General features: G+C 65.4%; 2 protein-coding genes. Both read left to right on the top strand.

Going from position 1 to position 1,781, the window contains the following annotated elements:
• The first annotated feature begins 388 nt into the window (after positions 1-388).
• Positions 389-1,192 carry a succinate dehydrogenase cytochrome b subunit gene (locus Q4E95_RS13500; RefSeq protein ID WP_303383789.1) on the top strand — a complete coding sequence of 268 codons (804 nt, stop codon included), beginning with the start codon at positions 389-391 and terminating at the stop codon, positions 1,190-1,192.
• The coding region (locus Q4E95_RS13495) for a 2Fe-2S iron-sulfur cluster-binding protein (RefSeq protein WP_303383788.1) at positions 1,192-1,781 on the top strand (590 nt) is incomplete at its 3' end. The genes Q4E95_RS13500 and Q4E95_RS13495, both read left to right, overlap by 1 nt.

Below are 1,781 nucleotides of genomic sequence, written 5' to 3'. Positions count from 1 at the left end.
CTAGAGCCATTGCCAGTTCGGATGAGGGTTCTCCCGGCTCCTGAGATGTATTCGTTGGTTCCGGTGCCACCTCAAGTTTCTCGGGTCAGTGTTACGGGAAAGTTGAAGATCCGCGGATAACGCGTCAGCACTGCGCATCCGATCGTCAGCAGACTCAACAGCACGAGGATGATGGCAGCTTCTCGGAGCGACCCTTCACGAGTCACGTCGCCGGTGAAGTCGTGATGGGTTCGTCCCCGTGAGAATCCCGGGCCCGAACGCGAGTCCCGTCCTGCGGTGCGCTGCAGGAACCAGAAATCCGCGCCATGCGTTACGGCGTGGGACGTTCGTTACTTCCCGGGGCACTGAAACTGATACTTCCGAGCAGACCTCCTAGGATGATCCAGTGATGAATCCCGCCGCTCAACCCCCGACGGACACTGCCGACCCCGCTCCCAAGCCCAGCGCGTGGGAAGTGATGTTCAAGGACGCCACCAATTCCGAGCTCAAACTCGCGATGGCCGCGTCCGGAACCGTCCTGAGCCTGTTCACCGCGGGGCACATGGCCGGGAACATGCAGGTTTACCTGGGCCGGAAGTACTACAACGAGTACGCGGAGTTCATTCGCACGGTCGGTGCGCCCGTACTGCCGCGCAATGGCGTGTTGTGGGTGGTCCGCGTGGGACTGCTCGCGAGCGCCACGAGTCACATCATGGCCGGCACCGAGCTCACACTGCGTGCCATGCGCGCCGAGCGTCACACGGTCCAGGGCACGATTCGGGACCTCAAGCGCCAGCTCACGGGCAAGCAGCGTAGGCGCCCTCGCGGCCGACGTCGCTCGGTCCCCCAGATCATTGCCCGCTCCATGCGGTCCACGGGCGTGGTGCTCGGCCTGTTCACCGTCTACCACGTGGCGGATCTGACGGTGGGAGCCCGCCCGGCGGCGTCGTCGAAGCATCGCCACGGGGATGCCTACGGCAACCTGGTGGCCAGTTTGTCCCGACCGGGCGTTGCCTTCTTCTACGCCGCGTCCATGGCAGCGTTGGCGGGCCACATGATCCACGGCATGCGCACGGCCGCCATGGATGCGGGTTTCACGACCACCGCGCAGCGCGCGCAAACCGTGGAAGTGGCAGCCAAGGTCGTGGGCGCCGTCGTCGCCCTGGGTAATGTCACGATCCCCGTGGCCGTGCAAGCGAAGGTGGTGCGCTGATGCTGTTGACCATTCATGTGTGGCGGCAGGCCACCGCAGAGGATGACGGCGAGTTCGTGGCCGTGAGCCCGGTCGAGGCGCGCGAGGACATGAGCATTCTGGACCTGCTCGACGCCGTCAATGAAACCCTCATCCGCCAAGGAGATGACCCCGTCAGCTTCGACGACGGCTGCCGCGAAGGCATCTGCGGCAAGTGCGGCGTGACCGTGGACGGCGTGCCGCACGGCCCGGACAAGAACCAGGCCTCGTGCACCCAGTCGCTGCGGGCCTACCGCGATGGGGACGAGATCTTCATCGAACCCATGCGCGCGGGCTCGTTCCCGGTCAAGAAGGATTTGTCCGTGGACAAGAAGGCCCTGCGGCGGGTGGCCAAGGAGGCCAAGTTCCCGGTCGCGCTTAAGGCCCTGGGCAACGCCGGCTGCATCAGCTGTGGCGCGTGCGTGGCCGCGTGCCCCAACGGTTCCGGCCAGTTGTACGTGGGCACGCTGCTCAAGGAACTTCCGCCGCTGGCCAAGACGCCGGAGGAACGCAACGAACGCTCGAGCAAGGTCCTCGACGCCGCCGAGCACGAGTTCGGCCCCTGCTCCCT

This window comes from Kocuria sp., from assembly GCF_030536815.1.
GTDB lineage: Bacteria > Actinomycetota > Actinomycetes > Actinomycetales > Micrococcaceae > Kocuria > Kocuria gwangalliensis.
The sequence above is the reverse complement of the archived record's forward strand: the minus strand, read 5'-3'. Positions and strand labels throughout refer to the sequence as shown.